The organism is Vibrio diabolicus (genome assembly GCF_011801455.1).
Taxonomy (GTDB): Bacteria; Pseudomonadota; Gammaproteobacteria; order Enterobacterales; family Vibrionaceae; genus Vibrio; species Vibrio diabolicus.
Genome location: NZ_CP042452.1, coordinates 887,290 through 913,721, shown reverse-complemented (window position 1 = coordinate 913,721; position 26,432 = coordinate 887,290). Strand labels below are relative to the sequence as shown.

Here is a 26,432-nt window from a genome sequence, read left to right as displayed (position 1 = left end):
AGTGTCGGCGTGGATGAATCACGCAACACCTTTACTTACCGGATAAGCTGATGCTTAACGAGATGACGATAAGTAAACTTGCGCTAACTACTCCCCAAACGCCGCAATAATAACGCCGAATGTAACGCTTTCCAACAAAAAAACTTTGTCCAATCGAAATAAAATTCTTATTAAAAATCAGAAAGAAATATAAAAACAAAGGAATTGGTTCAACCGCGTGAACTTTTGTTATTAGATGTAAAGATCAGCAAGTGACTCAAGGTGATACATTTAAGAGTCAGAGCGATGTCTCTGAGAACATAGACACAAAAAAGGAGCATAACTGCTCCTTTCCTAACTTCCGTGTTATTAGCAATTCAAAAACCGCTCAAAGGTACAAAGTAAACTAACGTTGACCAAATTGCGACCCAAGCAACCACCACTGCCGTATCTGTCCAATCTTTATTCCACATACTGCCACCCTCATCATCGCATGTAGCAATTGAAAGACAGCAAAATCGATACCAATATCTACTACCTGTGTTGCTGTGTATAAAGTTTGTGACTTTGATTCAAGCAGTTTGGCTCATCGGTCAGAAGTTCAATAAAACAGTCTGCCATGGATAAGTTGGTTACACGCCCCTCGCCTTTCATCTCCAGTAGCGCATCGTAACCTTCTTTCCCTTTCATGGTATAAGCGGAGGAAGTGCCTCGATACCAGGTGTCGTCTTGAACGTCGACCCATTGTTGACCATCAAAAATTGCTAATGACTGAATTCTTTCACCTTTAGGGGCATCAGCTCGGTACTCAAAGTTTAAATTGTAAGTGTATGGATAACTGCCAGAGCCAGTACCTTCCACATCATTGTTGAGTGCATTGTTTATGGCGCCTTCAAGTGCTCGGCGAATAGCACTGCCTTTTACGTCGTAAAAGCCGATCGGAACGGCAAAAGGCAACAATCGTCCGGCAATATCTGCCACTGTGATGTTGCCAGGATTCAATGATGTTCGCACGCCACCCGCATTATGAATCGCAAATTGAACCTCATGCCCGCGTTTATTTAGGCTGTACAAAAATGAACGAGCAACAGAAGAAGCCAGCTCGCTCTCACCAAACTCATCTGGGATTCGCACATGACGCTTTTTGGTGTCAATACTGGCAATGACTTGTGACTGTAACTGCCTTACCCGAGGGATGTATTTATCACTTAGGATTGCTTGAGTCTCCGGGTGTTTCTTACAGACCACCACATTAGGTTGACCATGGATAAAGTCACACGCGGTTTCGAATACGCCTTGGTCAAGCTGTTGATTTAGTGTCGAGTCCCAAAAAATACGTCGGCCAAGTAACAGTTCATTTTGACCACTCAGCATGGTTGCTTTGCCGTTTTCATCAAATTCAATGACGCAGTGCCCCATGGTCAAAGCATGAAAGCCCGCTTGCACAACGTAGGTATCTTTTACTTTGACACCATAAGGGTCATCTTGCCCTAAACCTATTGATGAGAAATCGCCTTGCAGTCGGTGGCTATGTCCACCAACAATAATACCAATCCCCTCAACTTGTTCAGCCAACTCTAAATCGCCTTCATAACCTAAGTGGCTCAGAAGAATGATATTTTTAATACCAGAGTAGTGAATTTGTTTTACGGTCGCCTTAGCGGTTTCAATTGCAGACTTAAATGGCGTATCTGCATCTGGGTTCGCGATATCGCTCATTTTATCAATGGATAATCCGAAAATCGCAACCTGCTCACCATGAAACTCTTTGACGATGTATTGTGCGCTTTGGGTCTCCGTTTGATAGCTATACACATTGTTGCTATCACTGACTCGGTGAGGCTTTTGAAGCGATTCATTTGATAGATCCCAGTTACCAGCAAGCAATGGAAACTGAGTGCGTTGACAGAATAAGGCAACAGGTTCATTACCCATATCCAATTCATGGTTGCCTAACGCCATCGCATCAATCTTTAACGCATTCAACAAATCGGCGTTGGCTTTACCTTTAAATAATGAGAAATAAAGTGTGCCTTGGAAACAGTCTCCAGCATGGAGAAATAACATCCCATGCCCTTGACGTTGCGCGTCGTCTCGTAGCTGCTCTACTCGGGTTGCGATGCGAGAAAACCCGCCAGCACTCACGTATGGCTCTAGCGTGAGTTCTTTGTTGATCTTAAGCTTTAACTGTAATGACGTTGGCTCAAAGTAGGAATGTGTGTCATTGATGTGTGCCAGTTTGATTCTCACTGGCTTATGATTGTTATTCATCTTCATCTTCTCTCTTTTCATTCCTTATAATAATAAGAAGTGAATCATGACAGAATCATGAATTTTATGAAACTGTGATTTTTTGATTTCATGTTTAAGTGATCACGATGCTATCTACACTACTTTTGAAAGCAAGCGTCGCTTGTTGCGGTCTCTATTCAGTAAGGGGCTCTCGTAATTTTGTGAACTGAGCTTAACTCCAATATTTCGAATTAATATATGCTTAGGAGTAGCAAAATAACTCTCTATAATTCAAATAATTGCAAGGAGGATTGAGATGAGACTAGAACGCATCGAAATCTCCGGGTTTAGAGGCATCAAACGCCTTTCACTCTCTTTTGACGAACTCACTACGCTCATCGGTGAGAACACGTGGGGCAAATCATCATTGCTCGATGCCCTTTCTATCGCGCTACCTGCTAATGGCTCATTATATCAATTCGAACTAAAAGATTTTCACGTTGATTACTCAATTTCTCATCCACAAACCCAACACTTGCAGATCATTGTTTGCTTTAAAGCACAAGACAAGAACGAAGTAAAAGCTGGGCGTTATCGACGGATAAAACCTGCATGGTGCACAAACGAGGATGGTGAGCAGGTCATTTACTATCGAATTAGTGCGTCTCGCGACGAGTATGATATTAAAACTGAATACGCGTTTTTGGATCATAACGGCAAGCCGAAGAAACTGCACCACTCTGAGAAACTCGCTGTAGAGTTGATGACTCTTCACCCTGTTATCCGCCTACGAGACTCCCGACGCTTCCCAGATTTAAACCACGTCAACGGCGACAGCAAAAATGCTCGGATTGAAAAACGAATCAACAACACCTGCCGACGGCTATTGGCGATGCCTGGGCACGTAAACAAGGGTGAGATTCGCAGTAGTCTCGATTCAATGCAAACACTTGTCGAACACTATTTTGCGTTCCGCAGCGTCAGCAAAGGTAACCCACGAAAACCTCGTGATGGTCTTTTTTATACGAGCCCTTCCTCTGATAAAGGATTAAGTCAATTCCTTAAGGAAACAAATGACAAACAAAGCCGCTTGCTTTTAATGGGGCTTCTCAATGCTTACCTTCAAGCAAAAGGCCCTACCGATTTAAGACGCTGCGCAAGACCGATACTGATCATCGAAGACCCGGAAGGCCGACTACATCCGACTCATCTCGCTAGAGCGTGGTCATTATTGCAGTTGTTGCCAATGCAAAAGATTTTAACTACCAACAGCGGTACGTTACTTGGCTCGGTTCCACTTTATTCAATCCGACGTTTGATTCGCTTGTCAGACCGAACCATTGCCAAGAGCTTAAACTCTGCCAAGTTTGGTAGAGATGAGTTACGCCGAATTGGTTTCCACATTCGTTTTCATCGCTCAGGGGCGTTGTTTGCGCGGTGTTGGTTGCTCGTAGAAGGCGAAACTGAAGTTTGGTTATTTCATGAATTGGCTCGTCAATGCGGATATGATTTAGCTGCGGAAGGAGTTCAAATCGTTGAATTTGCACAGTCAGGACTAAAGTCACTGATCAAAGTGGCAAAAGAGTTCGGTATCGACTGGCATGTTGTTACCGATGGTGACCCGGCAGGTAAAAAGTACGCGCATGCCGTGAGAGCGCAACTCGATCATGATCAGGAAAGGCATAGACTTACAGAGTTACCTGATCGAGATATCGAACATTTTCTATATAATCATGGGTTTGAACTTTTCTTTAAGGACATCATCAAAGTTCCTCATGATCACCCTATCCCAGCTAAAAAAGTCGTCAACCGTGTTTTGAAAAAGCATGCAAAACCGGACTTAGCTTTGGCCATTGTATCTCACTGTGAAGAGAGAGGTATGGAATGCATTCCTGTACTTCTGCGTTGGACACTTAAGCGCGTTGTCACCATGGCAAACGGCAATACATGAGTTAGAGTATTTCACACTCACACCTTGCCTTGTAATACAAAAAAAGCACACCAAATTGGTGTGCTTGTATCAAACATCATTAATTTTGATTAAAGGTATTGAGAGGGATAAAACTCAATACACAGTGGATACAAATAAGATCGGGGGTTCACTACTGTGCTTGCTCAGCAAGCGTAGAAGAAGTAGTGCTTGATTTCGTATGCAACCAAAGTCCAGTCGCTTTCATTAGATAACCAAACACACCACCTAGCAGCAAAGATGGAATGACAAGTTGCCAGTTTCCATCAGCGGCAAATGTTGCGCAGGAACCAATAAAAGTGCCTGGAATGTACGCGAGCCAAGCCTGTTTCGCTTGAATACACATGAAAAATGCCACAATAGCGGTAATCACATAACCGATAATTTCCAAACCAACGTAAGTTGAACCGTGGATAATTACCATTGCCCAGAATACACCCGTCATATTAGTGATTAAGCTGATACCAAGTCCTTTCAATCCACTAGTTGGCGCAGCAAAGTAGCTCGTGCAACCTAAAAAACCAGCCCAAGAAAGCAAACCTAAAGAAATGGCGATCCAACCCCATACGCCAGATAAAATTCCAGTAGTGATAGAGATAGCTAAAAGTGTCGTCATGGTAGTCGTACCTGCTTGGCTATTATCGTACCCATATGGCTCAATAACTGCCTTCATACATTGAAATCAAGGACACATGTTAGATACATCAGTCTTGTTTATCGGTGATAATGATCACAATAAGGTTATAACAATTTCATGACTTGCACTAAAAGTTTGACGCAACCGATAAATCAACAGATTTAGGGAGTGAGTATTTCTAGTGCTAGGTAAAAAGGATGTGTGTTGGATAGCTCCAATAGGTCACTCCAGCAAGCTTTAACGAGACTGGGAAGCTAATATCGGCGTGCAGAATCATGGGTCACCAAGTGAGTGCATAAAAGCTCCTGAATCACACTTGTTCTTCGAAGTTCAGTATACTGTACATAGAAATATGCCACTCACCATTAAGCGAGTGGCATTGCTGTGCTTCTAGAGTTTATTGCGTGTATTGAGTAGTAACTTACAATACCGAAGGCTTACCTTTCATCATTCGCAGACCTTCTCGTTTAATGCAGTCGACTAGTGGGTTTTCTGCCATATCAGCTCGCCATATAAATGACAGTGTCCTTTCCATTTTTAGCTCGGGCACATTTAACGCAACAAGATGACCCGCTTCTATATATCGCTCTACATCTAAATACGGTAAACAAGTAAGGTACTGGCCGTTAGCAACTAAGCTGCGTAACACCGGAACGTGCTCGTACTCTCGCCACACATCCAAATCTTCAATTAGATGATGAATAGAGCTATCAAATGTTTTTCGTGTGCCAGAGCCATGCTCTCTCAACACCCACTTCGCTTGTTCTAACTGAGCGAGGCTTACAGATTGATTGCGAGCAAAAGGATGATGAGAAGCAGCGACAACAGTAAGATGGTCTCGGCACCAGACTTCTTGGTGCAAACGGTTATCGTCACAACGCCCCTCGATGATCCCTAAATCATATTTATAATCTAATACGCCATCAATAACCCCTTTTGTACTCTGCACACCAAGGGAAATACGCATTTCTGGAAAGTCATTATCAATGATACTGATAAGGTCTGGAACCAGATGCTCTGCCGGAGTTTGACTCGCGCCCATGCGAATCTCACCGCTTAACAAATGTTGCTCATAAAAGCCCATTTCAATCTGCAGTGCGTCTTGTAATAAGCGTTTTGCTTTTGGTCGTAACCACATACCCCAATGGGTTAACGCCATTTGCTTGCCTTGCCTCTCAAATAAAGGCCTGCCAAGCATTTTTTCTAATTGCGCAAGCGACATACTTGTCGCTGATTGTGTCAAAGCCAGTTTCTCTGCGGCCTGGCTTACACTGCCGGTATCTGCAACTGCGTCAAAAACCGCTAATTGCTTAAGTGAGTAGCGCAAAGTGTCCTCCATTATTGGTGAGTATTTTTCATACCCTCACAATCGTTAAAAACATGCCCCAATAAGCAATAGAGTTCATTTTACCTAGCCGCATAAAGTTATCAATTAATTTGATGAGGTTTCTAAATATTATCAATTTTACCTACCAAACCCTTCTCCTTATTCTGACTGTGCGGTTCGGGAACACCGCAAGCCTCAATGACTTTGAGACTGAAGTCATTGAGGCTTCTAAATAAAAACAACAATTTCATTTTTGAGTTAATAACCAAGGAATTTTTATGCGATTACAAATTAAGGAGTCAATATGGCGGTGACCAGCTCTCAAAATCACCAGTACTTTTCTCCAAAAGAAATGATGGCTGAAGCGGAAAAATTTGCGTTAAGTAAAGCAAACAAAACCAGCAGTATGACACTGAGTCTTGCCATCATGGCGGGTGCGTTCATTGGATTGGCGTTCTTGTTTTACATCACGGTGACTACTGGCAGCGCTGGCGCTGGTTGGGGCTTAAGCCGTCTTGCTGGCGGATTAGCATTTAGTATGGGCTTGATCCTCATCGTGATCTGCGGTGGTGAACTATTTACCAGCTCAGTTCTTTCCAGTATCTCATGGGCCAATAAGCAAATCTCGTTCGGAAAAATGCTTTCTATTTGGGGCAAGGTTTACGTTGGCAACTTCATTGGTGCGATGTTCCTACTTGCGCTAGTTACTGCAGCTGGTCTTTATCAAATGGATAGCGGTCAATGGGGGTTAAATGCGCTTAACATCGCGCAGCACAAGCTTCATCACACTCTCATTCAGGCGTTTGCGCTCGGTATCCTTTGTAACCTATTGGTCTGCCTCGCGATTTGGTTAACGTTTAGCTCTGCAAATGCAATGACAAAAGCAGCAATGACAATCATGCCTGTGGCCATGTTTGTCAGTAGTGGCTTTGAACACTGTGTCGCGAACATGTTTATGGTTCCACTTGGCATTGTTATCGCGAACTTTGCACCTGAGTCTTTTTGGGCCTCCGTCGGTGTGCCCGCTTCACAGTACGCAGACTTAAATATTAGCCACTTTATTACCGCTAACTTAATTCCTGTCACGCTTGGCAACATCGTCGGCGGAGCGGTTTTAGTTGGTCTTGCAAACTGGTGTATTTTTCGCCGACCAGAACTAAAAGCAGCGAATATCTCTTCTATCACAACGACTACAACACTCTCGTCAGTTAAGGATTTCACCATGAAAAACGCATCTTTTGTTAAAGATATTATGAACCCAAAACCAGTTACCATCAGTGCAGAAACACCGATAGCAATCGCACTGGATGTGCTACTTGATAACAACGTAACTAGCGCACCTGTTGTAGACGTACAAAATCGATTGGTTGGTTTCTTCTCTGCTCACGATGTGATGGTAGAACTATGGTGTGAGGACTACATTCCGGTGAAAGACCAAAAAGTCGTCGACATCATGAGCCGCGATGTGGTCGCAATTGATGCTGGTGATCGTCTCGTTGATGTTGTCGAATTCCTATGTATCGATAAAGAGCAGTTGTACCCAACGAGCAGCATGGGCATCGCCACTCGCATGACGTCTCTATCTTTAGAGGAACGAGCAAAAAGCATCAAAGTGAGCAAGCCTCAAGTACTTCCTGTACTTGAAAATGGCCAGATGGTCGGTGTTGTTACTCGTACTGAAGTATTAACAGCACTACGCCCGATTTTTGGTGAGCGTTTAAACCTAGTAGAAAAAAACGAGTTAGAAACAGCGTAATTCATTAAACGCTTGCAACGTCTGTTGGCTTTCAATCGCTGTCACTGACTGGCTTGCCAATGTTGTCAATTGTGATTGAGGTAATAAAAAAGCGCTCTTTCGTTGAAGAGCGCTTTTACTGTATCTAAAAGAAGTTCGTTACTTCTTAACGCCTTCGATATGAAGTTCCATATCAACATAGCTTGAAGCACCCATTACTGGGATATCAAAGTCAGCAAGCTCAAGGCGAGTGTTACCAACGAAGCCAGCGCGCTCACCACCCCATGGGTCACTACCTGCGCCAACAAATTCAGCTTCGATAGTAATAGGCTTAGTAACACCGTGTAGCGTTAGATCACCAGTTACATCTAGCTTGCCATTACCTTTATCAACCACTTTTGTGCTTTTAAAGGTCGCTTCGCTGTATTTGCCAGCATCAATGAAGTCACCACTACGAATGTGCTTGTCACGTTCAGCGTGGTTGGAGTCTAAGCTAGTTGTATCAACAACAACATTCACTTTTGAATCAGCAATGTTGTTCTCATCAAAAGAAAAGTCACCAGAAAATGTATTGAAACGACCTTTGATGAAGCTGTAACCCAAGTGGCTAACTTTAAAGTTAATTGAAGCGTGAGCACCTTTGGTATCGATGACATAATCTGCAGCTTGCGCACCAAATGGTAGTGCCATAGCGATAGCTAATCCTGTAGCGAAGAGTGACTTTTTCATTTTGAAGCTCCTAACATTTTTCTTAATGTGTTGTCTTTATCGATAAAGTGGTGTTTAAGCGCAGCAATAGCGTGCAAACCTGCTATCAGGATGACGGCCCAAGCTGCGTAGAAGTGAATTTCACCCGCTATGTCTGATTGTCCTGGGAATAACTCTCCCGCTCCTGGCACGGTAAACCAATTAAACACTTCGATACCGCGTCCATCAGACGTTGAAATGAGGTAACCTGAAACAAAGATGGTGACCAATAGTAGGTACATAACACCATGCGCCGCTTTAGCAGCAAGCACTTCGTAAGGTTTGCCTTCTACCTTTGGTGACGACGTAACATGTTTCCATACAATGCGTGCCAAAGTTAAAATAGCGAGTAAAATACCGACAGAGCGATGGTAATGTGGCGCAGTTCGATACCATTCGCTGTAATAGCTAAGGTCGACCATCCACAAACCCACTGCAAATAGACCAATAATGCACAGCGCAGATAACCAGTGCATCACGCGTGCAGTAAGGTTGTAATTCTTTACCAGTGTATCCATCTCAAGTTCCTAGATATATTCCTAAGTTAATGTTGAGCAAGAAACACTACATTAACCTATTTACGTCATATGAAACAGATTATTTACCATCATTTACATCCAGCCAATGGCACCGTATCTATCAAGTTGTTCGAATTTTTTGAAGGAACTTTAAATCGTTTATAAAACTGAAACTTACAGCTTAACTTCTTGTTCTATCTCATACAGCTCTTCGGACACTTCTAACATTCTACGTTCAACCAGTGATTTTGCATCTTCCACCCCCTTGTTGTAATAGATTGGCCCTAGTTTTTCTGTAATGAAATCAATAAGAAATTCACTATCGAACTGGCCAATCTCAACATCTAGTTCGTCCTGCATATAATCTTGAATGGCGGTTGCCAGCGTTTCTTTTTGCGCACGTTCTAACTTTATCATCTTTGCCCTTTTTCAGAATTTTGTTCTATGTGTGCTTCTATCGTCTTGCTCTCTTAAAGAGTAGGCGCGATCATTTGTGAGAAATTTGGTGTTTAGATCAAGAAGTTGCCGAAGTAAATTAGTCTATTCTCAAAAGACTATGCTAACCTTTTGCAGTTCGTTTTGTTAATTATTAAGGGATATTCTTTGCTACTCGACCTAGTGATTCAAAGTGTTAATGATTTTCAAGACGACTGTCTTAAGCTGTGTGAAAAGCATTACCCTGCGGTACATAACCAAGGCATGAGTGAGCATCATCTTGGTCTCGCGTTTTCAAGACGAATGGAACACACTTTCCGTCACTTCGGATACAACAGTGTGGTAAAACCAATTGAAGTTTTAAATACGCCGGATCTGCCTCATCACTATCGTATTTCATCTGAAATAGGCACGGTTTGGGTCCTGAGTCACCATATGGTCAGTGCGGGAAAATCTTGTCGAGAAAACTTACTCTCATCAATTACGGAATGGCAAAGCGAATATGGTTATGCACTGCAACCGAATGATCTACTCTTTTTAGTTTGTGATCATTGGATCAGTCGCAGCAAAACGAGCCGAGAGTTGCTTCATTGGTGGATGGGTGAACTGCCCGATCAGATCAACGAATACACGGAGCAAGGCATCACGCTGTACACCAGCGAATCGCAGCTCACGCAATCGTTAGACACTCGATTTGGCATTAGCCCTTGTTACATTAAGTTTGGTCATCCTTTGCGTCGCTCGAACAAACAACAGTTGGTCAGAAAATACTTACAACTGTATGCAGTACTACAATGGTAACATCAAATTGCAATAGGAAGATTGTCAGTCATTTCATCAATTTGTTTGATATCACTCGACAAATCTAATCATCTCTTACCATCGTTCTTGCTTGAGTTCATGAGCCCACTTAGATTCACTGCCAATGAAATAAAAAATTAGCACGATAGCGCTGATGTAGAAGCATTGATTTAGGTTGTTGTAACAATGATGAGCACCTCGCAACTCCTTAGTTGCATCCGCAAACAAGCCGACGGGCAATATATTGCGAAATACGCAAAGCTCACTCTTCGAAGTGTCTTTCAACCTATATATAAAAAAGATATTTCTATCGTTGGCCTTGAGGCACTAGTAAGAATTACCAATGCTAATGGCACCATGATCAGGCCAGATCAGTTTTTCCAATCAAAAACCATTGCCGCTCAAGACCTACTCAATGTCGAACGCTTAAGTCGCCTAATTCATATCAAAAACTTTGCCCAATCTCACTTTCACAATAAACAACTGTTTCTTAATGTATTACCAGAAGCAGCAAAAATACTAGCCAGAGACATCACGTACAATAGGCTGCTAAAACAAACCATTTATCAATCTCATTTAGTAAATGAACAAATCGTCATGGAGTTGCTTGAGTTGAACGTAGAAGACGAGTCCTCGTTGTCGCAAGCAGCTCGTGAATTAAGCCAAGGCGGGTTTAAATTGGCGATCGACGATTATGGCGTCAATGCCTCAACAATTGAACGAGTGAAAGGCGTTCGTCCAGACATAATAAAGATGGATCGCTCGTTAATGCTGAGATACGAAAATGGTGACTGGAAAGCTCTAGTCGATGCATTATCACTAGCAAGAACGTTGCGCTCTAAAACCGTTATCGAAGGAATTGAAACCGAGCATCAACTTAACTTAATGAAAAAACTCGGTTTCGATATGTATCAAGGATACCTACTCGCTATCCCGCAAACGTTAGACGTTTATGAAGAGGCAAAAACAGCCTGACTATGTAAGAACAAAAGTTTGTGCGGTTTAGCGAGAGTTACGTGATTTACCACGGTTCTTATGAATCGCTAATTTTGCTTTTAGCTTACGCTTCTCTGATGAACGGCTTCGACGGCGCCCACTACCATTTTTCTCAGGCTCGACTTCTTCTATAAGACTTGGCTCGAAGCCTGCCAACCATTCTTGCGGTAGGCGTTGATCAAGCAAATTCTCGATAGCATGCAATAAATATTCTTCATCTCGACTCATTAGAGACACAGCTAACCCCGACTTTCCTGCACGGCCAGTACGGCCTATACGGTGGACATAATCTTCGGCTTTAAATGGCATATCAAAGTTCACCACTTGCTCTAACTCTTGAATATCCAGTCCTCGTGCTGCTACATCTGTCGCAATCAACGCACGCACCTTACCTTGCTTGAACTCATCCAACGCTCTTTGACGCGCACCCTGTGACTTATCCCCGTTAATTGAAACCGCTTTTATGCCATCTAACTTAAGCTCTTTTGCTAGCTCATCGCTACCTTGCTTAGTTTTTGTAAATACAAGCACTTGCTGCCAATTGCGCGAGCCAATCAAGTACGCCAATAATTCACGTTTACGCTTTTTGTCTACCGGATAAACCATCTGTTTTACTGTTTCAGCCGTCGTGTTTGCTGGTGACACTTCAACTTCAACCGGCGATTCCATGAGTTTGTACGCAATAGTCTTGATTCGCTTTTCAAATGTCGCAGAGAACAACAGGATCTGTTTTTCGGCGGGTAAACGTCGGAAGATGCGTTGCAAGTCAGGCCAGAATCCCATATCTAACATACGGTCGGCTTCGTCTAGAACGAGCATACTGGTTTTGGAGATGTTTACGTTGCCATTAAACAGATGATCCAAAAGGCGGCCTGGTGTTGCAATCAAAATATCAGCGCCCTCTTCTAACTTCCTCTTTTGTACGCCAATGCTTGTACCACCATAAACACACACAATGCGAAGTTCGGTTTGTGCAGAGTACTGATTCAAATTATCAAATACCTGCTGCGCAAGCTCGCGTGTTGGAACCAAAACCAATGCTTGAGGCGTACCGTTGAGTTTCTTTTGCTGAACGGTTTGTATAATAGGTAAACCAAACGCAGCTGTTTTCCCCGTACCAGTTTGTGCAGCAGCAAGTAAGTTCTTTCCTTCAAGGACATGTGGAATAGACTTTTCTTGCACTGGTGTTGGCGTCACGATATTTAGATTGCTTAGCGTCTCGATTAGCTTTTGTTCAATGCCTAAGTCAGCAAAATTAACAGACATGTGTAACCTCATTATTTTTGGAGCGCAGAGTTTACCAGAGCCCCAATTGCCATACTACTTTTCTATCTCATTGGGCTGAATCAATAAGATGTTGCTGAAAATCATACGACTGGCGTAAAACGTCTCGATAGAGTGTCGAGAACTTCTCTTCCAATTCTGTGTAATCACTCTCAATCACTTTAAATGTTGTAGTAAGGTCAGCCATTCTCGGGCTTCTTTGCGACATTCGATGTAATGCAAATTCGATATTATCCAGGTCTTGGTATGACTGAAGCCATCGACCGTGCCACATCCGGCTGTGGAGCACCAAAAAACGCGGCGGCAAATGTTCATTAACGTCACGGTTTACTCGCTCGTATGCCGAATCAACAAAGTGTTCGAGAGATACGGCATAAAAGTCGTTCCAGTGTTTTGCGAGACAATGGTCCCAGAACATATCGAGAGCGATAGGGGCAAAGCGCCGCGCAGTACCTTTGAAGTGAGGTTTGCATTCGTTAACAATAGGATGGTGATCAGTAATGCGGTCAACAAATCTATGTAATTTGATGCCGTTAGAGATATCACGTTCATACAGCTTGCTTGGATCTCCTTTTACGAAGTCTCCAAGCAAGTTTCCCAATAAATGGCTGTTACAGTGGTCTGCGATATGCAGGTGGGCTAGAAAGTTCATCCGACGCCAGTTTTGGCCTTTAAGGCTTGGTGTGACATGAACTTAGTATAACGTCAATTACGACGAGATGAGAGTGTTCCGCTATTCGGCTTCGTTGTCTGAGCCAACGTATTCCGACAAGATAATGCCAATTTCAAGCGCATCTAGCAGCTCTAGGCTCTCATCGTTTTGGTATTGGTCGCTCATTGTGACCTCCTTTATTTTAAGCTCTCTTGCTTGTACTTGCTGACGGCTTGGCCTTGCCATATCCACGTCAACAACTCCTTTTTATAGTCTTTATATGACACATTCATGACAGCGAGAAGTAAAGATTTAAAAACCTATGAGCAGAATCAAAAGTAAACGTTTGCAACCAGATTTCATATCTACTTAGCACTTCAGAGAAATAGCTCTTTTATCAATATTTATGTCAATTTAAAGATATAACATACCGTTATAGGCGTCCTTAGATCTCATTTCTTAAACTAAATTTAGTTTTCGTTACATATTTTGCTGATTAACTTCGCATATTTTGTTTCGATATAGCAATAGATTTGGTCAATATCTTTTATCTCTAATGGAGCTTTAAATGAGAGAAGTTGAGTTTAGAACGATAGACAGGCTGTTTATCAAGATGTCTATCAACGACAAAATGTGGGTTATATTCCTGCTGTTTTTAGTAGCCCTCACTTCTGTGGCTGGAAGCCGCTACTTCAATGAAATACAACAATTTAAACAACAAGCGATTTCTGCTAGCGAAGCGAAACTTTCTGGTATTGTTGACGCTCAACCAGGTCATGTTCCACAAATTGACGGCGTATCGAAATCAAGTCGCGTAAGCGAGAGCTCTTTTGTTGATGGCTCTGTCACCGCTTATGCAAAGCTGCATTCTGGCGAAGTGATCAAGTTGACTCAAAACGTATCCGCGCAATACGAATCTGCAAAGTCGTCAGCCTTAACCTCTCTGTTACTCAGCTTTTTATGGGTTGTTCCTTTTGCCCTTTTCTCTTACTGGGTTGCGACCTTTATAGGAGGCGCCCTGTGGGTTTTATATACGACAACCGAAAAAATTGGTGAAGGTGATTTAACCTCTCGCCTTGGTTTTCATCCTGGCCGAGACGAGTTTGGCACCATTGGTTGCGCGTTAGATAAATCGATGGACACCTTAAGTGAACTAGTTAACAGTGTGAAAAATAATGCGGCTACATTGAGTGAGACATCTTCTGCATTCGAAAAAGATATGCAGTTGAGCGAAACGCAGATATCTCATCAATATCAAACACTCGATTCCGTCGCGACAGCAATGGAAGAAATGACAGCCTCTGCAAAAGAAGTATCCAGTATTTCCCAACAAGCGACGATGCAATCCGATCAGGATGCTCAAAAGATCGAGCTAAGCAGAAATCGCGTGCAAAATGTGATTGGAGAAATTGAGACGTTATCCAGCTATATTGAACAGGCTTCCACGTCAGTAAACAACTTAAATGAGAACACGACACAGATCAATGACGTTATTACAACGATCAATGCCATTTCAGAACAAACCAACCTATTGGCTCTGAATGCGGCAATTGAAGCAGCACGCGCTGGTGAACAAGGTCGTGGATTTGCTGTGGTTGCTGATGAAGTGCGTACATTGGCAAGCCGAACTCAACAGGCAACAGTAGAAATTCAAGCCATGATTGAGAAACTACAAGCCGAAAGCCAGAACATTGCTTCAATCACTGATCGAACTGTTCAACAAGCGCAAACCAGTAGCCAGCTTATTGATGAAATTGGTCATGATGTGACGTCCATTGCTGAATCCGCACGCTCATTGATGGACATGAGTATCCAAATTTCCACCTCAGCAGAAGAACAAAGCGCAGTCGCCAACGATATTGCATCTGAGCTTTCAGAAATTCGCAGCCAGTCGAGTACAATCAGAGAAGTTGCAGAGCAATCTACCGTAGGGGTAGCTAATCTCACTCAGGCGTCAGTGTCTCTTGGTGAGGTATTACAACGCTACCGCACAGCATAACTTTGCAGCATTTATGATCAACAAGGGCTCCTGAGGAGCCCTTTCTTTAAACCGTTTTCAGCCGTTATCGTCGATATTTTCTACTACACACAAGTGGATATTTGAAGTGAATCTCAAGTTCTCGCTGTACCTGATGAAATAATGTTCATAAACAAAGCGTTCCGCTATGCTTAATCCTGCCAATTCCAATTTGCTGCTGGAAAACAATATGAATAATTACAAAGATACAAAAGACATCGAAAACCTAAGTTGCCCTCTCTGCCAGGGGGATGAATATCTCATTTCATCGGATGGAGAGAAATTCACATGCGCTGCTTGCGGATTTCATACAAAAAGCTTCTCATCTATCCAATGCCTACATCAAACCCCTTACCTACAGTCCAAACTTAAACATATCCATAGCTTAAGTACGGTGTGCCATTAAGAGATTAAACAGAGCAGCTAAATAGCTGCTCTTTTAATTCATCTAAATGTTGAATGCGAATTACGCGTTCATCATCAACACGATTGATTGCCTCACCATTAAATAGCTGTACGGTTTTAATGCCAGCGTTTAATCCCGCTTCTACGCCTTTAGGTGTGTCATCAATATAAAGACAGTCGCTCGGTAAAAAGCCCATGCTCATTGCACTGTACATAATTAAGTCAGGTTCAGGCTTCCAACTATTCGCATCGAATGCAGAGAACACTTTCCCTTGGAAAGCATCGAGCAATCCTGTTAACTCCAATGCGTATTCTATTTTATCTTTCGGCCCATTGGACGCGACACAATATTCGATATTATGCGAATCTAAAAACTGAATTAATCGCTTTGCGCCATCCATCGGCTGTAAGTGGCGAACAAAAAGAGACTGGACTTCTTCACGGTATTGCGGCTCTAAGACATCAATAGGGACTTTGATATCTTTCAGCTCTTTAGTATCTAAAAGGATGTCAGCGAGCTTTCCTCCTTTAAAATGAGAAACGCACTCTTCCATCGTTAATTCTGCGCCATGCAGGTTAAATACATTGACGAGAGCTTGGCAACACAATCGTTCACTATCGACCAACGTACCATCACAATCAAATATCACGCACTTAATATTGGTAATTGCCATAGCCATCTCCAGACATCTTAAAGGCTAATGCCCTAGCTGATTTTAAAAATGTTGGCTTAATCTTATTTAAGTTTGGGATTGTTGAAACGACGAGCTTGGCATTTCATGGAAATAGAGGGGAGCAATTACATTTTTTCTAAGCAAGATCACCTATCGTCATCTTGCTTTGCTTTTTATGCATTTGAGTGCGCAAATTAGCTTTCAATAATCACCGAATCTAAAAGCTTGTGTTCGATACTTAGTCTTTTAGCAAGATCCGCCACAAACGAACTCTTGTATTTTGATTCAGAAACCGCGACATCAGAGATAAGCGTGTTTCCTTCAAGGTGGCTAATAATAGCGGCACCAATTGGAGCTCCAGATTTAAAACCAACATATAATTCAAAATCTGGCGTTAGAATTATCTGAGTGAGATATTCCACAATCATATCTTTATCGTACTGTTGATCCCAACGCTGAGACTGCAGGACAGAAAACATGATAGTAAGTCGGTGAAAATCGACCAGAAAAATATCGTCAGAGCTAAATTCAGAATTACTTTCAAGTAGCGTGTCTTTGTCGACCACTTGATAGGTTGCTTGTTCTAGTGCTTTGAAATAGACATCACGCCCTTTCAGACTCTCTGGTGTTGGAAATTCAACTTCAACCAGATCATACAGCCATGTATTTTTACGCTCGATACTGGCTAACTGTTGTTCATTCATTTTGATACCTTAGTTGCAAAACGAAATGTGCAAAGTGTTTCATTCTCACATAGAGTGAAGCTTAGACAGAGCGACAAGCGATATAAAGTCATATTGGGAGAAAGTATGGTCACTCTAACTCATCATTTCGTTTAGAGCAGTACATTAGCATGAAGCCCACAACAAACCTAGCGTACGTAGACCTTTCCTTGGCTAAATTTTGTTTTAGTTGCAAACCTCTGATAGATTTCATCAATATCTTTCCTAGTTAAGGACAAAAATAATGAAAAAGATGCTGTTAAGTGCATTGCTTGCTACTACGCTGGTTGGTTGTTCAGATAACGATGTTGCTGATGTAGGACTCGGTTGGTTTACTTTGAAAGACATCAAAGTCGGTGAATTAAAAGACGAGGTAGTCACGGGGGTTACGTGTCACATCGCTTCTATCGAAGCCGATTTTAGCTTGGCGGATCCAAGTGATAGCTCAATATCATGTCGTCAGACTGGCGAAATCACACCGGAAATGATTGCAAAAATAGATAAAAGCAAGTCTGGCGAAATTGTATTTAAGAAGTCAAAAAGTATTTTCTTCAAAACAATGAAGGTTCGCCGAATTTATGATGCAGACAACCAAACCTTACTCTACCTGTCTTACACAACAAAAGAGACAGACGGTAGCTTTAAGCACAGCCTATCGACAGTTCCACTTTGGGGTACCAAGGCTTACGTTGAGCCAACTGAAGTGAAAAAGTAACGCGGCTAAATTTGGATAGCTCCAAGCTCGTTGTTAAAGAGAATAACCGCTCAACAATCTGAAAAGAGACCAATTGTAGTAATATAAGCATCAGCAATTTAGGCTATCTTGGTCGCAATTTCTCCAGCTCGCTGATTTTTTCAGCGGGCAAACTTCTTTGTAATAAAACGCCACGATTTTCATTTTTTTGTGATACAATCCCGCCTCTTTTTTTTCTCACTCAAGAACAAGCATGAAGTTTCCTGGTCAGCGTAAATCTAAACACTACTTCCCAACTCACGCTCGAGATCCATTAGTAAACCAAATCCGACAAGCGCCTAAGCTATATCGCCCAACTATTGTTGGTGTCGGTCAAACCATCGTAGATATCGAAGCGCGTGTAGATGATGCGTTTTTAGAAAAATACAACCTAAGTAAAGGACATTCACTCGTTCTTGAAGAAAGCAAAGCAGATGCACTTTACGAAGAACTGGTTGAGCAAGGCCTGATCACACACCAATACCCAGGTGACACGATTGGCAACACGCTCCACAATTACTCAGTATTGGCGGATAGCAAATCCGTTTTGCTCGGCGTGATGTCCAAGAACATTCAAGTTGGTTCTTTTGCTTACCGTTACCTTTGCCGCACGTCTTCACGCATGAACCTCAACCACCTACAAACGGTAGATGGTCCTATTGGTCGTTGTTATACCCTGATTTCTCAAGATGGCGAACGCACATTTGCTATCAATGAAGGTCACATGAACCAACTACTTCCGGAAAGCATTCCTGAAGAGATCTTTGAGAAAGCATCAGCTCTGGTTGTTTCTTCTTACCTAATGCGCGGTAAAGAAGAGGATCCAATGCCGAAAGCGGTACAAAAAGCGATCGACTTTGCCAAGAAGCACGATGTCCCTGTTGTACTGACTTTAGGCACAAAGTACGTTATCGAAGGTAACGCGCAATGGTGGCAAGAGTACATTCGCGAGAACATATCTGTTGTTGCAATGAATGAAGAAGAAGGCGCCGCATTAACAGGCGAGACAGAACCGCTTGCGGCTGCTGATAAAGCACTTGAGTGGGTCGATCTTGTTCTATGTACTGCTGGGCCAAATGGCCTATACATGGCAGGTTACACTGACGAAAAAGTAAAACGAGAAACCACACACGACATTCTTGAAGGCTCAATTGAAGCCTTTAACCAATACGAATTTAGTCGTGCGATGCGTAAAGGAGATTGTGAGAAGCCAATGAAGGTATACTCTTACATTGGTCCTTACCTAGGTGGTCCACTAGAGATTAAGAACACCAACGGCGCAGGTGATGCGGCGCTTTCTGCTTTACTGCATGATATGGCTGCAAACTCTTTCCATCAAAAAGAAGTGCCTAACTCAGAAAAGCACGAAGTACGCTGTTTGACTTACTCATCACTTTCTCAGATCTGTAAATATGCAAACCGAGTAAGCTATGAAGTGTTGACGCAACACTCTCCTCGCCTATCGCGAGCACTTCCTGAACGAGAAGATAGCTTAGAAGAAACTTACTGGGATCGTTAAGATCACAGCTTTAAAGCTAAAAATACATCAAGGTCACCATTTGGTGGCCTTTTTGTTTTGATCTGGCGCAGTAAATAGTAGATTTTGTTAGTATGTAGCACAGTATAGAGCAGTAAACTCTTTACATACCGAATCGAAACCGTACTATCACCGAGCAAACGTTTGCCTAACAATAATACTTGCTCCAACTCAGATTGTTTTTCAACACTACCTGCGAGTCACTTTAGGGATTATCCATGCAGTCAGATATTGAAATTTGTCGAAACACACCACTTTCTTCTATTGATGTTATTGCGGAAAAAGTAGGGTTACTACCCGAAGAATATGACACTCACGGGAAGCACAAAGCCAAAGTCCATCCAAAATGTTTGGAGCGGCTAAAAGAGAATGATAACGGTAAGCTTGTGCTTGTTACTGCGATCACTCCTACCCCACTTGGCGAAGGAAAAACCGTTACAACAGTCGGACTGGCGCAAGGTTTAGCTAAGCTTGAACAATCCGTTATCGCATGTATTAGACAACCTTCTATGGGACCTGTATTCGGTATTAAAGGCGGTGCTGCTGGCGGTGGTTATTCCCAAGTTGCTCCAATGGAAGAACTGAACTTACACCTTACTGGTGACATCCATGCGGTGACGGCGGCGCATAATCTAGCTTCAGCCGCGCTTGATGCTCGCTTGTATCATGAACAACGCGAAGGCTATGATGCCTTTGAAGCACGTACTGGATTAAAGGCACTTAAAATCGATACGGCAAGCATTACTTGGAAACGAGTAATGGACCATAATGATCGTGCACTACGTAAAGTCAAAATTGGGCTAAATGAGCCAGGAAAAGTCATCAATGGATACGAACGCGACGAAGGGTTCGATATTTCTGCCGCGTCTGAGTTAATGGCTATCATTGCACTGGCTAAAGATTTGAAAGATTTACGTCAGCGTATTGGGAAAATTGTCGTAGCGTACGATTTGAACGGAAACCCGGTAACCACTGAGGATCTGCAAGTTGCAGGAGCAATGGCAGTGACATTAAAAGAGGCCATAGCACCGACACTGATGCAAACTCTGGAAGGTGTTCCTACGTTGATTCACGCAGGCCCGTTTGCAAACATCGCCCATGGAAATTCATCTATTATTGCCGACGATATCGCGCTAAAGCTATCAAGTTACACAGTAACAGAGGCGGGGTTTGGTTCGGACATGGGATTTGAGAAAGCGTGTAACATTAAAGCTGCCGCCGCCAGCAAGGCGCCAGATTGTGTAGTGATAGTAGCGACATTACGCGGCCTCAAAGCAAATTCTGGACACTACGATTTACGACCAGGTATGGCCATTCCAGATTCCATTTTTAATCCAGACCAAGCAGCATTGGAAGCGGGATTTGAAAACTTAAAATGGCACATTAATAACGTCCATAAATATGGCATTCCAGCTGTTGTCGCTATTAACCAGTTTCCGCAAGATTGTGAGAAAGAGCTTAAAATACTTAAAGAGCTGGTTCAGAAGTTTAATCCGGAAGTTAAAGTCGCTATCAGCACCGCTTTTGCGCAAGGCGGGCAAGGCACAACTCAGTTAGCTCAACATGTTATTGACGCTTGTGCCCAGCCTACAGAGTTTCGTCCTTTATACAATAAAGAACAATCGTTACACGAAAAACTTATGGCTGTGTGTGAAGCTGGCTATGGTGCCGCCAATATAGAAATGAGTTCCCTTGCTACTGAACAGCTCAACCATTTTGAAAATCTAGGTTTTAACAACTTAGCGGTTTGCATAGCGAAAACTCCACTATCGATAACAACAGATTCCGCTGTCAAAGGCGCGCCGACAGGTTTTACAGTCCCTATCCGCGAGTTACGTCTGTGTGCCGGCGCTGGGTTTGTGTATGCGTTATCCGGTACGGTGATGACGATGCCAGGTTTGCCTGATAAACCTGCATTTATGAATTTAGACCTTGATGATGAAGGAAATATCGTCGGTCTCTCTTAGTGTAACGTCAACGTATAGTTGACTATAAAGGAAGGACGTTTAAAGAGTGAGTGGTTTACTTCTATATCCACTCACTTTGAACAGACGAAGAGGCGTGCTTGATTATCTTTATCTTACTGTTTTATCGTCACTTTACATTGTAAATCCATACTTATTTTCTCCCCTTCCCTATAATCTTGCGCCAATTTGATGCACGGCCTACTTAGCACTTCACTAATGTGGTGCAATTACCTTGCGATGAACTTTTAACCCCTTTGATTTTTAAAAAGATATTCTATGGCTCGAATCTTGTACTAAAGTTTGCAGTAGTAAACACATCAGCACATGCACTTTCAAAACCTCTGCGCTGTACACCACTTCCTCCTGGTTAGCACCGTTTTGATGCATGCAAAAAAGGGAAAGGGAATAATATGGAAGACGCACTCGCCGTAATTTTAGCTGGAGGGATGGGGTCTAGACTCAGCCCACTCACCGATGATAGAACCAAGCCAGCAGTACCTTTTGGCGGAAAGTATAGAATTATAGATTTCACACTAACCAACTGTTTACACTCGGGTTTACGTAAAATCCTTGTTTTGACCCAATACAAATCTCATTCACTTCAAAAACACTTGCGAGATGGTTGGTCGATATTCAATCCAGAGCTTGGCGAGTACATTACTGCTGTTCCACCTCAAATGCGCAAAGGTGGTGCATGGTATGAAGGAACCGCTGATGCGATTTATCACAACATGTGGTTACTATCGCGCAATGACGCGAAGTATGTGGTTGTGTTATCCGGCGATCATATCTATCGAATGGACTACGCCGCAATGCTTGAAGAGCATAAAGAGAAAGGTGCTAAGCTCACCGTTGCCTGTATGGATGTTCCCGTAGAGGATGCTTCAGCATTCGGGGTAATGGGCACCGCAGAAAACGGGCTAGTTACTTCATTTATAGAAAAACCAGAATGCCCACCTACCCTTCCAGGAAGCAAAACTAGAAGCCTCGTTTCCATGGGGATCTATATCTTTGATATGGATGTTTTAAAAGAAGCACTCGAAGACGACTCAAAACTCGATTCATCAAGTCATGACTTCGGAAAAGACATCATACCTAAGCTGATTGATACGGAATCCGTTTATGCTTATCAATTTTGTGGCAGTAAAGGTCGAGTTGATAAGGATTGCTACTGGCGCGACGTGGGTACCATTGATTCCTTCTATGAAGCGAATATGGATCTGCTAGAGCCAGTACCACCAATGAACCTATATCAATCCAATTGGGCGATTCGTACTTACGAGCCGCAGTTTCCACCAGCTCGTACCGTTTCTTCTGCTACGGGCAATGAAGGTATTTTTATTAACTCCATCATTGCTACCGGTGTCATCAATTCTGGAGGCTCAGTACAGCATTCCATCATTTCCTCTAACGTACGTATTCAAGACAGTGCAACGGTTGTCGATTCCATCATTTTTGATGACGTAGAGGTCGGTGAAGGAAGTCAGTTGGTCAACTGCATAGTTGATAAACATGTTCGTATTCCGCCACATACTCAAATTGGCATCAACAAACTAGAAGATGCGAAGCGATTTAAAATCTCAGACAAAGGTATTGTCGTCATACCCGAAAGTTATCAATTCGATTAAACGACAAACCATCGCAACAAAAAAGCGCACGATGATGATCGTGCGCTTTTGTTTAAGAGCCTATTAACGTTAGGCTATAACAAATAATACATAATAATTAGATGTTACATACCGTTGACCAGCTACCATCTGTGCCCGGCTCAGCCGCTGTCCACCAGTTCGCTTGGTAAACCACACCGTTGTGGATGATCTTATCACCTTGGTTAGCGTGGCTTGGGTTACCAGCCCAATCCGTTTGTGGTAGAGCTGGGTATGTCACTAAACCTGTCGTATCACACGTACCTGGTTCAGTAGTACCACCATCACCCGAGCCTGAATTTAGGTCGCCAATTGGTAGTTCTGGCTGTTCAAACTTGAACGCAAACTCTTTACCGCCAGAAATCACTGAGTAGTTAGCCGGACCAGAGATTGGTAGGTAGTAAACCATATCAAGCTCGTAAGTACCGCCCGCTGGTAAATCTTTCCAAGCAGGTAGAGAGAACGATACGCGGTGCATTACGCCATCTAAGCCACCGATGTTGTTTGCACGAGTATGTCCAGAAGCAATGACTTTCAAACCGCCACCAGATTGATCTTTCGCATTATCAGGAGCTGATACTGGGATATCAAACTGGAATTCAGTACCACCAGGGATCGCTTGACCAGTGTTGTTCGTAAACGTGATCTTCGGATTAATTGGGTAGTTTTGGTCGCCAACCTTAAAGCCGCCAACGCTGACTGTAATGTCTACCGCTTCTGTTGGTGTTGGACCCGTCGCAACTTTATTGCCGTAAGGTGTTGCAGACTTAAACTTGTCGTAGATAGCTTTGGTCATAGTGTTACCCATGTGGTACTCACCATTACCAGCTGCACAAGCTTGTTCAGTTGCATCTACTGCCGTACGATTACCATTTGCATCCAGTACGTAACAGTTGTAGTCACCTGCCAGTTCCCAGAACATAATACCGCCGATTTCTTTATCGATAACGTAATCAGCTTTCACTTCGATAGAAGCTTTATCTTCCGTAGATAGGAACACGCTCTTCTCTGCGTTCCACAACCAAGGCGCTACAGCAACGCTATCGTAATGACGTGTATATGTACCAACAAACTTATCCGAAGGATCGTTAACTGGATCAAGACCGTAAGCGGCTGCGTATGAGCCCCAGATACCATTTTCTAGGTTCTTCGCATGCCACATTGGGTTAGAGCCAGCGCCCATTTCGTTGCCTTTAGGGTCGGTATCGTGCCACATGTTGTCGATACCAATAGCGCCGTGACCACAGTTGTTCTTCTCACCTTCACCGGTACCTGGTTGACACTCAGTTTGGTTTGGCAGTGCTGCTCGGCCCCACAGACCATTTTCACCACCAGTAACACCTTGCCAACCACGGGTGTAGTAAGGAACACCAATGTTGATACGACCTGCAGGCATAGAACCACGGAAGTAATGGTAAGCCCAGTCTGTGTTCAAGTAACCGATACCACCGTATGCAGCAGTGCCGTATACGTTCCACTGCGCTAGCTCCGAGTCTTTACCTGTATCGAATAATGCCGCGTTGTGACCAACGTGATCATTCCAAGCCCCATGCAAGTCGTAAGACATGATGTTTACGTAGTCTAGGTACTTAGTTACATCGAAGGTTTCCATCCCACGTAGTAAGTAACCTGAAGATGGGGCTGCGATAGTCAGCATATAATGAATGCCATCTTGCGCGGATGCCGCATCAAGTTTCTCACGCAATACTTTCATCAGCTCTTGGTAAGACGCCCATAGATACTGACGACGTGGTTCCATGAAGTCTTTGTCGTAAGGGTTACCAGCACCAGCCATTGATGTCGGGTATTCATAGTCGATATCCAGACCATCGAACTTGTACTGACGCATCATTTCAACGGCTGAAGTTGCGAACTTCTCGATGCCTGCATGGTTAATAGAACCGTCCGCATTCGTCGTCATGGTGTAGAAGCCACCATCAGCTACACGATTGCCGTTCGTATCGAAGTGACCGCCCGTTTCAGCCCAACCACCGATAGAGATTAACGTTTTAACATCATGTTTTTGCTTGTAAGTCGCTAGCGCACCAAAGTGACCTTTAAAGCCAAGAGCAGGATCTACCTCAACGCCAGGCCAAGTTTTACCCGTAGCAGGGTTGTTAGGGTCATTAACGTCACCAACGTTTACTTTACCATCAGAACCAATGCTCACAAACGCGTAGTTAATGTGAGTAAGTTGCTCCCAAGGAATATCTTTAACAAGGTAAGTCGATTGAGGGTCCTCACCTGCGCGCCAACTAGTAAAGTAACCAATCACACGACGTGGGTGATCGGCGCCCATTTTCTCGCGACCTTCTTCGTCATAAATAGAACAGTAAGGAACGTCTACACCCGTTGTTTGATACAAGCCATCAGGGCGACAGTTAGATGTCACCGCACCACCGTTTACCGTTAACGTCGCAAGTGCAGAATCTGCAGTTGCTCCGGCATCATCGGTTGCTCTCGCATAAACACTTAGCGAACCAGCTTGTGAAGGCGTTACATCAAGCGTGTATGGTGCAGTTGTTGCGGTGCCAGCAAGGACGCCCGCCACATAGAAATCAACTTTAGCAACGGTGCCATCCGCATCTGCGGCATTCGCAGTCAGTGTGACGGAGCCACCCAAGTCAATAGAAGTCGCAGAAAGCACAACATCCACTGTCGGCGCTTCGTTACCAGGTTGTGCTGGTGCCACAGTTAACGTCACAGCACTTGCTGTGCTCACTGCACCTGCATCATCATACGCCTTAGTAGAGAATTCGTGCTGGCCTTCAGTCGCTGTCCATGACGCAGCATAAGGCGCAGACGTTGCCTGACCAACTAATACGCCATCAACAAAGAATTCTACTTTGCTAACAGTACCATCGGTATCAGCTGCATCTGCAGCTAGGTTAACAACATCCCCCGCAGTCACAGAAGCCGACGCAGAAGGCGATGTCAGAGTAACAGTCGGGACTTCATTCTGAGGTGGATCAACCGGCCCAATGCCATCACATGCGCCAAGTGTTTCCCACTCGCCCCACTCACCAGATTGCGCTGGGTTACTGTTTTGCGTCCAGTAACGTGCTTTGTAAGCATTACCTTCATGTTGAACTTGGTCACCACCGTTATAAACTTTTGATGATTGCCAAGTTTCTAGAGGGGCACAGTCAACCGCTGCGTAGCTATTGAAGGCCATAAGACAAGAAGCGGTGAGAGTGCTTAGTGTGAACACGCTTTTCACTGCGTTGCCGTTTTTAAGGTGCATAATCGCTCTTCCTTAAGTTATTGTTAAAACAATACTAAATGCGCTAAACAAAGCGCACTTATACTTTTATTTCGACGTAAAATAACTTAAGTACAAGTTGGTGATTTCACACTATCTATTTACGAGTTTTCCACACCGCCTCGCAACAATCCACTAAATGCTTGCAACAACGTAC

The 26,432-nt window shown here is 43.4% G+C and carries 20 protein-coding genes; 9 read left to right on the top strand and 11 right to left on the bottom strand.

All coding sequences use genetic code 11. The features are described from left to right. Positions 1–513: 513 nt before the first annotated feature. The gene (locus FR741_RS19340; RefSeq protein ID WP_167427486.1) at positions 514–2,256 is read right to left on the bottom strand and encodes a bifunctional metallophosphatase/5'-nucleotidase; all 1,743 of its coding nucleotides are present in this window, start codon (positions 2,254–2,256) and stop codon (positions 514–516) included. A 271-nt stretch (positions 2,257–2,527) separates the two neighbouring features. Here FR741_RS19340 and FR741_RS19335 point away from each other — a divergent pair, with 271 nt between their 5' ends. Beyond that, complete coding sequence (locus tag FR741_RS19335; RefSeq protein WP_012842315.1) at positions 2,528–4,162, top strand: ATP-dependent endonuclease; 1,635 nt, start codon at positions 2,528–2,530, stop codon at positions 4,160–4,162. A 151-nt stretch (positions 4,163–4,313) separates the two neighbouring features. Here the strand turns inward: FR741_RS19335 and FR741_RS19330 are convergent, their stop codons facing one another. Both FR741_RS19330 and FR741_RS19325 read right to left on the bottom strand, forming a co-directional pair. After that, positions 4,314–4,796 (bottom strand): DUF1097 domain-containing protein, encoded by a 483-nt coding sequence (locus FR741_RS19330; RefSeq protein ID WP_005395520.1) that lies wholly within the window; start codon positions 4,794–4,796, stop codon positions 4,314–4,316. A 442-nt stretch (positions 4,797–5,238) separates the two neighbouring features. Beyond that, positions 5,239–6,144, bottom strand: coding sequence for a LysR substrate-binding domain-containing protein (locus FR741_RS19325; RefSeq protein ID WP_005395522.1), 906 nt, complete (start codon positions 6,142–6,144; stop codon positions 5,239–5,241). A gap of 304 nt (positions 6,145–6,448) precedes the next feature. Here FR741_RS19325 and focA point away from each other — a divergent pair, with 304 nt between their 5' ends. After that, on the top strand, positions 6,449–7,900 hold the full coding sequence (focA, locus tag FR741_RS19320; RefSeq protein ID WP_167427485.1) for a formate transporter FocA: 1,452 nt from the start codon (positions 6,449–6,451) through the stop codon (positions 7,898–7,900). A gap of 138 nt (positions 7,901–8,038) precedes the next feature. Here focA and FR741_RS19315 read toward each other — a convergent pair whose 3' ends face one another. The 3 genes from FR741_RS19315 to FR741_RS19305 all read right to left on the bottom strand — a co-directional run bounded on the left by FR741_RS19315 (position 8,039) and on the right by FR741_RS19305 (position 9,561). Next, complete coding sequence (locus FR741_RS19315) at positions 8,039–8,608, bottom strand: YceI family protein (protein ID WP_005395526.1); 570 nt, start codon at positions 8,606–8,608, stop codon at positions 8,039–8,041. Then, positions 8,605–9,144 (bottom strand): cytochrome b, encoded by a 540-nt coding sequence (locus FR741_RS19310; protein WP_048625024.1) that lies wholly within the window; start codon positions 9,142–9,144, stop codon positions 8,605–8,607. The genes FR741_RS19315 and FR741_RS19310 overlap by 4 nt, the downstream gene beginning before the upstream one ends. Positions 9,145–9,318: 174 nt before the next feature. Further along, on the bottom strand, positions 9,319–9,561 hold the full coding sequence (locus FR741_RS19305; RefSeq protein WP_005395529.1) for a DUF2164 domain-containing protein: 243 nt from the start codon (positions 9,559–9,561) through the stop codon (positions 9,319–9,321). A 186-nt stretch (positions 9,562–9,747) separates the two neighbouring features. Between FR741_RS19305 and FR741_RS19300 the strand changes: the two genes are divergently transcribed. Both FR741_RS19300 and FR741_RS19295 read left to right on the top strand, forming a co-directional pair. Continuing rightward, positions 9,748–10,380, top strand: a complete 633-nt coding sequence (locus tag FR741_RS19300) for a hypothetical protein (RefSeq protein WP_005395531.1) — start codon at positions 9,748–9,750, stop codon at positions 10,378–10,380. A gap of 186 nt (positions 10,381–10,566) precedes the next feature. Then, on the top strand, positions 10,567–11,355 hold the full coding sequence (locus FR741_RS19295; protein ID WP_005395532.1) for an EAL domain-containing protein: 789 nt from the start codon (positions 10,567–10,569) through the stop codon (positions 11,353–11,355). A 27-nt stretch (positions 11,356–11,382) separates the two neighbouring features. Here the strand turns inward: FR741_RS19295 and FR741_RS19290 are convergent, their stop codons facing one another. After that, entirely contained in the window at positions 11,383–12,642 is a 1,260-nt protein-coding gene (locus FR741_RS19290; protein WP_085343685.1) for a DEAD/DEAH box helicase, read from the bottom strand. A gap of 67 nt (positions 12,643–12,709) precedes the next feature. Further along, positions 12,710–13,312 (bottom strand): acyl carrier protein phosphodiesterase, encoded by a 603-nt coding sequence (locus tag FR741_RS19285; protein WP_167427484.1) that lies wholly within the window; start codon positions 13,310–13,312, stop codon positions 12,710–12,712. Between the two features lie 568 nt (positions 13,313–13,880). Between FR741_RS19285 and FR741_RS19280 the strand changes: the two genes are divergently transcribed. Then, entirely contained in the window at positions 13,881–15,311 is a 1,431-nt protein-coding gene (locus FR741_RS19280) for a methyl-accepting chemotaxis protein (protein ID WP_167427483.1), read from the top strand. Positions 15,312–15,739: 428 nt separating this feature from the next. Here the strand turns inward: FR741_RS19280 and FR741_RS19275 are convergent, their stop codons facing one another. Together FR741_RS19275 and FR741_RS19270 are read right to left on the bottom strand one after the other, a co-directional pair. Further along, on the bottom strand, positions 15,740–16,408 hold the full coding sequence (locus FR741_RS19275; protein WP_005397612.1) for an HAD-IA family hydrolase: 669 nt from the start codon (positions 16,406–16,408) through the stop codon (positions 15,740–15,742). 194 nt (positions 16,409–16,602) lie between these two features. After that, positions 16,603–17,112 (bottom strand): flavodoxin, encoded by a 510-nt coding sequence (locus tag FR741_RS19270; RefSeq protein WP_167427482.1) that lies wholly within the window; start codon positions 17,110–17,112, stop codon positions 16,603–16,605. A 262-nt stretch (positions 17,113–17,374) separates the two neighbouring features. Here FR741_RS19270 and FR741_RS19265 point away from each other — a divergent pair, with 262 nt between their 5' ends. The 4 genes from FR741_RS19265 to glgC all read left to right on the top strand — a co-directional run bounded on the left by FR741_RS19265 (position 17,375) and on the right by glgC (position 22,995). Beyond that, the gene (locus tag FR741_RS19265; protein ID WP_005397614.1) at positions 17,375–17,845 is read left to right on the top strand and encodes a CreA family protein; all 471 of its coding nucleotides are present in this window, start codon (positions 17,375–17,377) and stop codon (positions 17,843–17,845) included. Between the two features lie 232 nt (positions 17,846–18,077). Beyond that, positions 18,078–19,382, top strand: coding sequence for an inosine/guanosine kinase (locus FR741_RS19260; protein WP_005397615.1), 1,305 nt, complete (start codon positions 18,078–18,080; stop codon positions 19,380–19,382). 236 nt (positions 19,383–19,618) lie between these two features. Next, entirely contained in the window at positions 19,619–21,367 is a 1,749-nt protein-coding gene (locus FR741_RS19255) for a formate--tetrahydrofolate ligase (RefSeq protein ID WP_167427481.1), read from the top strand. Positions 21,368–21,777: 410 nt separating this feature from the next. After that, positions 21,778–22,995, top strand: a complete 1,218-nt coding sequence (glgC, locus tag FR741_RS19250) for a glucose-1-phosphate adenylyltransferase (protein ID WP_006742254.1) — start codon at positions 21,778–21,780, stop codon at positions 22,993–22,995. Positions 22,996–23,092: 97 nt separating this feature from the next. On the opposite strand, the gene FR741_RS19245 is transcribed toward glgC, so the two are convergent. After that, on the bottom strand, positions 23,093–26,257 hold the full coding sequence (locus tag FR741_RS19245; protein ID WP_167427480.1) for a chitinase C-terminal domain-containing protein: 3,165 nt from the start codon (positions 26,255–26,257) through the stop codon (positions 23,093–23,095). Positions 26,258–26,432: the final 175 nt, after the last annotated feature.

What these genes read in the sequence shown, in the direction of transcription:
- FR741_RS19330 (WP_005395520.1), bottom strand. Translation starts at nt 4,796, where the DNA reads ATGACGACACTTTTAGCTATCTCTATCACTACTGGAATTTTATCTGGC.
- FR741_RS19340 (WP_167427486.1), bottom strand. Translation starts at nt 2,256, where the DNA reads ATGAAGATGAATAACAATCATAAGCCAGTGAGAATCAAACTGGCACAC.
- FR741_RS19305 (WP_005395529.1), bottom strand. Translation starts at nt 9,561, where the DNA reads ATGATAAAGTTAGAACGTGCGCAAAAAGAAACGCTGGCAACCGCCATT.
- FR741_RS19270 (WP_167427482.1), bottom strand. Translation starts at nt 17,112, where the DNA reads ATGAATGAACAACAGTTAGCCAGTATCGAGCGTAAAAATACATGGCTG.
- FR741_RS19315 (WP_005395526.1), bottom strand. Translation starts at nt 8,608, where the DNA reads ATGAAAAAGTCACTCTTCGCTACAGGATTAGCTATCGCTATGGCACTA.
- FR741_RS19260 (WP_005397615.1), top strand. Translation starts at nt 18,078, where the DNA reads ATGAAGTTTCCTGGTCAGCGTAAATCTAAACACTACTTCCCAACTCAC.
- FR741_RS19310 (WP_048625024.1), bottom strand. Translation starts at nt 9,144, where the DNA reads ATGGATACACTGGTAAAGAATTACAACCTTACTGCACGCGTGATGCAC.
- focA (WP_167427485.1), top strand. Translation starts at nt 6,449, where the DNA reads ATGGCGGTGACCAGCTCTCAAAATCACCAGTACTTTTCTCCAAAAGAA.
- FR741_RS19285 (WP_167427484.1), bottom strand. Translation starts at nt 13,312, where the DNA reads ATGAACTTTCTAGCCCACCTGCATATCGCAGACCACTGTAACAGCCAT.
- FR741_RS19245 (WP_167427480.1), bottom strand. Translation starts at nt 26,257, where the DNA reads ATGCACCTTAAAAACGGCAACGCAGTGAAAAGCGTGTTCACACTAAGC.
- FR741_RS19290 (WP_085343685.1), bottom strand. Translation starts at nt 12,642, where the DNA reads ATGTCTGTTAATTTTGCTGACTTAGGCATTGAACAAAAGCTAATCGAG.
- glgC (WP_006742254.1), top strand. Translation starts at nt 21,778, where the DNA reads ATGGAAGACGCACTCGCCGTAATTTTAGCTGGAGGGATGGGGTCTAGA.
- FR741_RS19265 (WP_005397614.1), top strand. Translation starts at nt 17,375, where the DNA reads ATGAAAAAGATGCTGTTAAGTGCATTGCTTGCTACTACGCTGGTTGGT.
- FR741_RS19335 (WP_012842315.1), top strand. Translation starts at nt 2,528, where the DNA reads ATGAGACTAGAACGCATCGAAATCTCCGGGTTTAGAGGCATCAAACGC.
- FR741_RS19275 (WP_005397612.1), bottom strand. Translation starts at nt 16,408, where the DNA reads ATGGCAATTACCAATATTAAGTGCGTGATATTTGATTGTGATGGTACG.
- FR741_RS19295 (WP_005395532.1), top strand. Translation starts at nt 10,567, where the DNA reads ATGATGAGCACCTCGCAACTCCTTAGTTGCATCCGCAAACAAGCCGAC.
- FR741_RS19255 (WP_167427481.1), top strand. Translation starts at nt 19,619, where the DNA reads ATGCAGTCAGATATTGAAATTTGTCGAAACACACCACTTTCTTCTATT.
- FR741_RS19280 (WP_167427483.1), top strand. Translation starts at nt 13,881, where the DNA reads ATGAGAGAAGTTGAGTTTAGAACGATAGACAGGCTGTTTATCAAGATG.